Below are 7,790 nucleotides of genomic sequence, written 5' to 3'. Positions count from 1 at the left end.
GTGGGCAAGACGGCCCTGATTCAGGGACTGGCCCAGCGCATCGTGGCGGGCAAGGTGGCGGATTCCCTCATGGGACGGCGCCTCCTGGCCCTGGAGCCCGGCAGTCTCATCGCCGGCGCCAAATACCGTGGCCAGTTCGAGGAGCGCCTGCGGGCCGTGCTGGAGGAGGCGGCCGTTGCCGATGGTCAGGTGGTGTTGTTTATCGATGAACTCCACACCCTGGTGAACAGCAGCCGCTCCAGCAGTGACGTGGGCAGCCTGTTGAACCCGCCCTGGCCCGGGGAGAACTGCGCTGCATTGCGGCCACCACCGTGGAAGAGTACCGGCGCAGCGTGGAGAAGGATCCGGCCCTGGAGCGACAGTTTCAGCAGGTGCTGGTTCGGGAGCCCTCACCCCGGGACTGCCTGGCCATTCTGGAAGGACTGCGGGAGCGCTATGAACGCCACCACGGCGTCACCATTGCCGATCCGGCCCTGGAGGCGGCCATCCGCCTGGGGGACCGTTACATCAATGATCGCTGCCTGCCGGACAAGGCCATTGACCTGATGGACGAGGCGGCCGCCCAGCTTAGGCTGGACGCCACCTCCAAGCCGGCCTTGGTGGAAGAGGCGGAGCGGGAACTGCACCGCCTGGAACTGGCCCTGGTGGCGGCGGAGCAGGCGCCCGCAGCAGAGCGGCAGCAGTTGGAGCGGCAACGGGCGGAAGCGGCAGCCACCTATGGGAATTTGCGCCAGCGGTGGCGGAAGGATCGGGAACAATTGAGCCAACTGGGCCAATGGCGGCAGCAGGAGGAAGATCTACGGCAGCAGATGGCAAAAGCCGAGCAGGAGGGGGACTTGGAGACCGCAGCGCGCCTGGAGTACGGGGAGTTGCGGCGCCTGGAGCACCAATGCCAGGCCTTGGAGGCCCGGCGGCGGGAGGCTCGGCAACGGGGGGAAACCCTCCTGCGGGAGCAGGTGGAGGATCAGGACATTGCCGAAGTTGTGGGCCATCGCACCGGCATCCCCCTGCAACGGCTCATGGCGGGGGAGCGGCAGAAGCTGCTGAACCTGGACCAGCAGTTGGCCCGTCGGGTTCTGGGGCAGGGGACGGCGGTGGAGGCGGTGGCGTCCGCCATCCGCCGCGCCCGCGCCGGCATGAAGGACGTGCGGCGCCCCGTGGGATCCTTCCTCTTCCTGGGTCCCACCGGTGTGGGCAAGACGGAGTTGGCCCGGGCTTTGGCGGCGGCCCTGTTTGACCAGGAGGATGCCCTGGTGCGGCTGGACATGTCGGAGTACATGGAGCGCAATGCGGTGGCGCGCCTGCTGGGGGCGCCACCCGGGTATGTGGGCTATGAAGAAGGGGGGCAGCTTACGGAAGCCATTCGCCTGCGTCCCTATGCGGTTGTGCTCCTGGACGAGGTGGAAAAGGCCCATCCCGACGTGTTCAACCTGTTGCTCCAGGTGCTGGACGACGGCCGCCTGACGGACTCCCAGGGCCGCGTCATTGATTTTCGCCATACGGTCCTGGTGATGACCAGCAACATTGCCAGCCGCCAGATTCTCGCCGCCAGCGGTGACCCGGAAGGGGAGCAGGCGCTGGAGACAGCCATTGATCAGGCCCTCAAGGCCAAGTTCCGCCCGGAGTTCCTCAATCGGATTGACGAGGTGATCCGCTTCCAGCCCCTGGGGCCGGAGCAGATCCTTCCCATTGTGGAACTTCAACTCCAGGAGCTTGGGGAACGGCTGGCGGAGCAGAATCTCCGTCTGGAGGTGGATGGGGAGGTGGTGAAGAACCTGGCCCAGGATGGGTACGACCCGGAGTTCGGGGCGCGCCCGTTGCGCCGTGTGCTGCGGCGACGTCTGGAAAATCCCCTCGCCATGGAGGTGCTGGGGGAGCGTTTCACGGAGGCCCACGGGGTGCGGGTGCAACTCTGCAGTGACGGAACCCTGGGGTTCGTTGCCCTGCGCTGAGACGGTTGCTCTGCACGGAGGGGCCTGTCCGCTAAAGTGGCGCAGCAGAACCCCGCCCCGATTCTTAATTTTGTCTGCCCAGTCAAAGTCCAGCGCTGCCCCCTCGCCGGAGGACGACTCTGCGGTGAATGAGCCTGCTGTTCGTCGGCCGTTCTTCTCCCAGGTGCTGGCGGAGTTGGGGCGGGTGGTGTGGCCCAGCCGTCAGCAACTGTTCAGCGAGTCCGTCTCCGTCATTCTGATGGTGGCCATGTCGGCAGCGGCGGTGGCGGCCTCCAACCGTTTGTTCTCCTGGATCTCCAACCGGGTCTTCCTCGGTTGACTTCTATCTCCTCTCCGCATCCATACATGGCGTCTGAACCCTTCAGCCCCACTGACAGGCCGGAGTTTCTCCAGCCCAAACAGCACGCAGATTTCGAGAAGGCAGCCCGTTGGTACGGGGTGCAGGTGGCCTCCAGTTGCGAGAAAAACGTCAAGGCCACCCTTGAGCAGCGGGCCATCACCCTGGGGGTGGAAAATCGCATCCTGGAAATTGCCATTCCCCAGACGCCCGCCATCAAGGTGAAAAAGGACGGCAACCGTCAGGTCATCGAGGAGAAGGTGTTTCCCGGTTACGTGCTGGTGCGCATGGTGCTGGATGATGAAACCCAGTCCGCGGTGCGCACCACCCCCAACGTGATCAACTTCGTTGGCGCCGAGGAGCGGCGCGCCGCCGGCAGAGGTCGCGGCCACGTGAAGCCCGTGCCACTGACCCAGAAGGAGGTGAATCGCATCTTCCGTCGCACCCAGGAGAGGAAGCCCACCGTGAAGGTGGATCTCACCGAGGGTGATCAGATCCGGGTGGTGGACGGTCCCTTCAAGGATTTCGAGGGGGAGGTGATCGAGGTGTCCGGAGAACGCAACCGGCTCAAGGCCCTGCTGTCCATCTTTGGCCGCGATACCCCTGTGGAACTGGAATTCTCCCAGGTGGCCAAGCAGGAGTGAGCCGTTCCGGCTTTAAGTTGTTTCGCTTCCCTTCTCTCCTTTTCTCTCTCATCGGTCCATCGTTATGGCAAAGAAAGTGACGGCCCTGATCAAGCTGGCTCTCAACGCGGGCAAGGCCAACCCGGCGCCTCCCGTGGGTCCGGCCCTGGGTCAGCACGGGGTGAACATCATGGCGTTCTGCAAGGAGTACAACGCCAAAACCCAGGACAAGGTGGGGATGGTCATCCCCGTGGAGATTTCGGTCTATGAGGACCGGAGCTTCTCCCTGGTGCTCAAGACGCCCCCGGCGTCCGTGCTCATCAGCAAAGCGGCCAACATTGACAAGGGATCCGGCGACTCCTCCAAGGGGCAGGCCGGCAGCATCACCACGGCCCAGCTTGAGGAGATTGCCAGAACCAAGCTGACCGATCTCAACTGCCACACGGTGGAGTCCGCCATGCGGATCATTGCGGGCACAGCCCGCAACATGGGTGTGGCCGTGGAGGATTGATGCCAGGCGCCCTGCCTCTAGAATCGCCCATTCACCACTGGGGGGAGAACTGACCCGGAGCAGTTCGTCCGCACCCCGATTCAACACCATGCCCAAACCATCCAAACGCTTCGTCGCCGCTGCCGCCAAGGTGGAGCAGCAGGCCTATGGACCCCATGCCGCCTTGACCCTGGTGAAGGAGAATGCCACGGCCCGGTTCGATGAAACCATGGAGGCCCATGCCCGCCTGGGCATCAACCCCAAATATGCGGACCAGCAGTTGCGCACCACGGTGGTCCTGCCCAAGGGCACGGGCCAGAAGGTGCGGGTGGCCGTAATCACCCGGGGCGAACAGTTGGCAGTGGCCAAGGATGCCGGCGCCCACCTGGTGGGGGAAGAAGACCTGATCAACACCATTGCCGGCGGGACCATGGAGTTTGATCTGCTGCTGGCAACGCCCGACATGATGCCCAAGGTGGCGCGCCTGGGGCGGATTCTGGGGCCTCGGGGGTTGATGCCCAATCCCAAAACCGGGACCGTCACCAGCAATCTGCCCTCCTCCATCAGGGAGTTCCAGGCGGGCAAGCTGGAGATGCGCGCCGACAAGACGGGCATTGTGCATGTGCGTTTCGGCAAGGCCAGTTTCCCGTCCGAGCATCTGCTGGCGAACTTGAAAGCCGTGCAGGAAACCGTGGACCGCAACAAGCCCAGCGGCGCCAAGGGTCGCTACTGGAAAAGTCTCTACATCGGCTCCAGCATGGGGCCTTCCGTGGAGGTGGATGTGTCAGCGCTTCAGGAGCTTGTTGTGGAGGACCCGGGCTGAGGCCCATTGACGGGGTGATCTGTACAATGGTTGGCTTCTGGCAATCGCCAGATTCAGGGCGCCCGCCCTGAATCGTGTCTGAGCCGCCCCTGTGGCGACTCCGGTGCAAACCGAAGACAGCAGGCCGCATCCCCTCTCCAAGGGATGCCGTAACTCCTGCCCAGGTCTGCGCAACTGTAGAGCCGGCTCCCCTCGGGGATGCTCAGGCGCCGTCAGATTTCGTTGACCCTGGCTTCGGGGCGGGCGCCTGCTGTTGTCCCGCTGCTACCAAACCATGGGTCGCACACTAGAGAGCAAGCAACAGGTGGTTGCCCAGCTTCGCCAGCTTCTGGATGAAGCCGACCTGGCTCTGGTGCTGGATTACAAGGGCCTCTCCGTCAAGGAGATGGGCGATCTCCGCTCCCGGTTGCGGGAGCATTCCAGCATCTGCAAGGTGGCCAAGAACAGCTTGATGCGCCAGGCCATTGGCGCGGATTCTGCCTGGACCGGCCTGGACCCCCTGCTCACCGGCGCCAACGCCTTCGTTCTCGTGAAGGACGACGTGGGCGGCGCCGTCAAGGCCATTCAGGCCTTCCAACAGGAGACCAGGAAGTCGGACATCAAGGGGGGCCTGCTGGAAGGTCGCCTCCTGTCTGACGAGGATCTCAAGGCGGTTGGCAACCTTCCCTCCCGGGAGGTGCTCATTGCCCGGATTGCCGGCTCCCTCAACGGCCTTGCCACAAAGTTGGCGGTGGCCGTCAAGGAAGTGCCCGCCGGCCTTGCCCGCGCTCTACAGCAACACGCCGATGGGGAAGAATCCTCCTCTCCACCGGCAGGCTGAACTCCAGACGTTCCTTTCCCCTTTTTTACAGGGTTTTCACTTCACCGAGGTTCAACCATGTCTACCAAAACCGACCAGATTCTCGAATCCCTCAAGTCGTTGTCATTGCTGGAAGCTGCCGAGCTGGTCAAGCAGATTGAGGACGCCTTTGGCGTGTCTGCCGCCCCATCGGCCGGTGTGGTGATGGCCGCTCCAGGCGCTGTCGCCGGCGCCGCCGAGGCCGAGGCCGCCGAGGAGCAAACCGAATTTGCCGTTCATCTGGAGGGCTTTGAAGCCTCCGCCAAGATCAAGGTGCTCAAGGCGGTGCGGGAAGCCACGGGGCTGGGGCTGGCGGAAGCCAAGGCTTTGGTGGAAAAAGCCCCCACCCTGGTCAAGGACGGTCTCCCCAAGGAAGCCGCCGAAGACCTCAAGAAGAAGATCGAGGCCGTTGGCGGCGCGGTGGCGGTCAAGTAGCTCCGATTCCCTTTGGACCGGAACCGAAGCACAAAGAAAAGCCCCTGCCAACGGCAGGGGCTTGGGGGACTGGATCAGGCTGAAGGTCTGTCCTTCGTTTCGACCTTCAGCCTGAATACACTCCTCACACGGGAAATAGCTTGACACGGGTTTGGCATTCTGTCCAGCCCCCCTGCCAGATTTCTTTCAATTTCCTTTTGGCTTTCCTTCTGGACCAGCACACCCTTCCCATACGCCATGCTTGCCATGACCAGACCCCACTTGATCACGGCTGCTTGTGATGGGGCATGCAGTGGCAATCCCGGTCCTGGGGGCTGGGCCTATCTTTTGCGCTTTGATGACGGTCGCGTGGAGGAGGAGGGGGGGTTCTCGGAGAACACCACCAACAACCGCATGGAGATGCAGGCCGCCCTGGCCCTCCTCAAACGCATTGCCCAGGAGCCGCGCCAGCCCGGGTTCGCCATCCGCACCGACAGCAAATACCTGATTCAGGGCTTCAGCCAGTGGCTCAAGGGCTGGAAACAGAAGGGCTGGAAGAAGGCGGATGGGCAATGCGTGAAGAACCGTGATCTCTGGGAGGAACTGGACCAAGCGCGCCTGCCGGGGGTGGCGTTGACCCACGTCAAGGGCCACAGCGGTGATCCGGATAACGACCGGGTGGATGCCATCGCCGTTGCCTTCAGGGACGGGAAACAGCCTGCCCTGCGCTCAGGATCCCGTCCGCCGGATGCGGGTGCGCCCATGGATCTTGCCCCGCCTCCGTTGCAGCGGCTGCTGACCCGCCTGGAGATGGCAGACCGTTTGGCGGCGGGAGGCCATGTACTCGCCATGGCGGAACTGGCCCAACTGGTGGACATGCCCCATGGGGAACTGAGGCAACGGCGGCAACCCTGGATCTGGCGGGACTGGCGCGTGCTCCCCTGCTCCGATGGCGGCTGGCGGCTACAGCGCAAATCGCCGGACCCCCATCACTGACGCCAGAATCGGGAGGAAGCGCCCCATGGCTGCGGACGATCCCTACCAACGTTTCATTGGCCCCATGTTGGCCAGGGACGACGGGCCGGATCCCGAACTCATGAGCCAACTGAGTCTGCGGGCGCTGGCATGGGCGGCGCGGGGGCGGCGCCGGCCACCATGGCGGGGCCTGCTGGCCACGCCACGGCCGTGCTTCAGCGTCAGGATCCACGGCTCCGGCAACAGTGTTTGGGGATCACCTTCCCCAATCCCCTGGGGCTGGCGGCAGGATTCGACAAGAACGGCGTGGCGGCGGCCATCTGGCACTGCTTCGGCTTTGGTTTTGCCGAGTTGGGCACCATGACGGCCCTGCCCCAGCGGGGCAACCCCCGCCCCCGCCTCTTTCGGCTGGCGGCGGAGCAGGCGGCCCTCAACCGCATGGGCTTCAACAACCATGGCTCGCGGCGGACAGCCGCAGGGCTGATAGAGCAGCAGTTGCCGCCGCCAGGCCGGCGGCCGGCCCCATTAGGGCTCAACATCGGCAAATCCCGGGCAACGCCAATGGCGGCGGCGGCAGAGGACTATGCCGTCAGCTACAGCCGCCTGGCGCCCCTCGCCGACTACGTGGTGATCAACGTGTCGTCCCCCAACACCCCCGGCCTGCGGGATCTGCAAAGCGGGGAGGCCCTGGGCCGCCTGGTCAGGCGTCTCCAGGCCACGCCACTGCCCACGCCCCATCCCCCTCTGCTGGTGAAAATCGCCCCTGATCTGACCGATGGCCAGTTGGGGGAGTTGGGGGAGTTGGCCCTTGACCTCCACCGGCAGGGCAGCCTGGCGGGGGTGGTTGCCAACAACACCAGCCTGGATCGCCATGGCCTGGAGACACGACGCCTGGTCACGGGCCGCACGTTGGCGGAAGAGGCCGGCGGCCTCAGCGGCGCGCCCATCCGACCCCGTTCCCTGGCCGTGGTGCGCCAGCTTTGGCGCCAGCTTCAGGGCCGGGTCCCCCTGATTGGGGTGGGGGGCATCGACTCGCCCCAAGCCGCCTGGGAGCGGCTGACGGCTGGCGCCAGCCTGTTGCAGCTTTACACCGGCTGGATCTATCGCGGCCCCCAACTGGCGCCGGCGGTGCTGGAGGGGCTACTCAAGCAGTTGGCGGCCCATGGTCTCGATACTGTGGCCGATGCCGTGGGAACGGAACTGCCATGGTTGCCGTAACGGCGCTTTCCCCTTTGGCCTTGGCTTACATATTGAGGTTGAGCTTCTTGAGACGCCTTGTGAGGGAGAATTTCTAGTACACAATTGGTAGATTATGCAACAGAAAGACAATGCCATGTA

General features: G+C 64.3%; 7 protein-coding genes and 2 pseudogenes. All 9 read left to right on the top strand.

The features are described from left to right. Positions 1-1,952: pseudogene (locus BG35_RS10295) on the top strand (ATP-dependent Clp protease ATP-binding subunit); the annotation flags it as partial. Positions 1,953-2,022: 70 nt separating this feature from the next. After that, on the top strand, positions 2,023-2,271 hold the full coding sequence (gene secE / locus BG35_RS10290; protein ID WP_373276966.1) for a preprotein translocase subunit SecE: 249 nt from the start codon (positions 2,023-2,025) through the stop codon (positions 2,269-2,271). Positions 2,272-2,297: 26 nt separating this feature from the next. Continuing rightward, the gene (gene nusG, locus BG35_RS0104580; protein ID WP_025781900.1) at positions 2,298-2,933 is read left to right on the top strand and encodes a transcription termination/antitermination protein NusG; all 636 of its coding nucleotides are present in this window, start codon (positions 2,298-2,300) and stop codon (positions 2,931-2,933) included. Between the two features lie 64 nt (positions 2,934-2,997). Next, the gene (gene rplK, locus BG35_RS0104575; RefSeq protein ID WP_025781899.1) at positions 2,998-3,423 is read left to right on the top strand and encodes a 50S ribosomal protein L11; all 426 of its coding nucleotides are present in this window, start codon (positions 2,998-3,000) and stop codon (positions 3,421-3,423) included. An 88-nt stretch (positions 3,424-3,511) separates the two neighbouring features. Beyond that, positions 3,512-4,225, top strand: coding sequence for a 50S ribosomal protein L1 (rplA, locus tag BG35_RS0104570; RefSeq protein WP_025781898.1), 714 nt, complete (start codon positions 3,512-3,514; stop codon positions 4,223-4,225). A 274-nt stretch (positions 4,226-4,499) separates the two neighbouring features. Then, entirely contained in the window at positions 4,500-5,045 is a 546-nt protein-coding gene (gene rplJ / locus BG35_RS0104565) for a 50S ribosomal protein L10 (RefSeq protein ID WP_025781897.1), read from the top strand. Positions 5,046-5,102: 57 nt separating this feature from the next. Further along, a complete protein-coding gene (gene rplL / locus BG35_RS0104560; RefSeq protein ID WP_025781896.1) occupies positions 5,103-5,498 on the top strand; it encodes a 50S ribosomal protein L7/L12 in 396 nt (131 codons plus the stop codon). 246 nt (positions 5,499-5,744) lie between these two features. After that, on the top strand, positions 5,745-6,473 hold the full coding sequence (locus BG35_RS0104555) for a ribonuclease H family protein (RefSeq protein WP_025781895.1): 729 nt from the start codon (positions 5,745-5,747) through the stop codon (positions 6,471-6,473). Between the two features lie 25 nt (positions 6,474-6,498). Further along, a pseudogene (locus BG35_RS10285) lies at positions 6,499-7,670 on the top strand (quinone-dependent dihydroorotate dehydrogenase). The last annotated feature ends 120 nt before the right edge of the window (positions 7,671-7,790 follow it).

The organism is Candidatus Synechococcus spongiarum SH4, from assembly GCF_000586015.1.
Lineage (GTDB): Bacteria > Cyanobacteriota > Cyanobacteriia > PCC-6307 > Cyanobiaceae > Synechococcus_B > Synechococcus_B spongiarum_F.
Note: the sequence above shows the minus strand (reverse complement) of the source record. Positions and strands in the feature narration are given on the sequence as shown.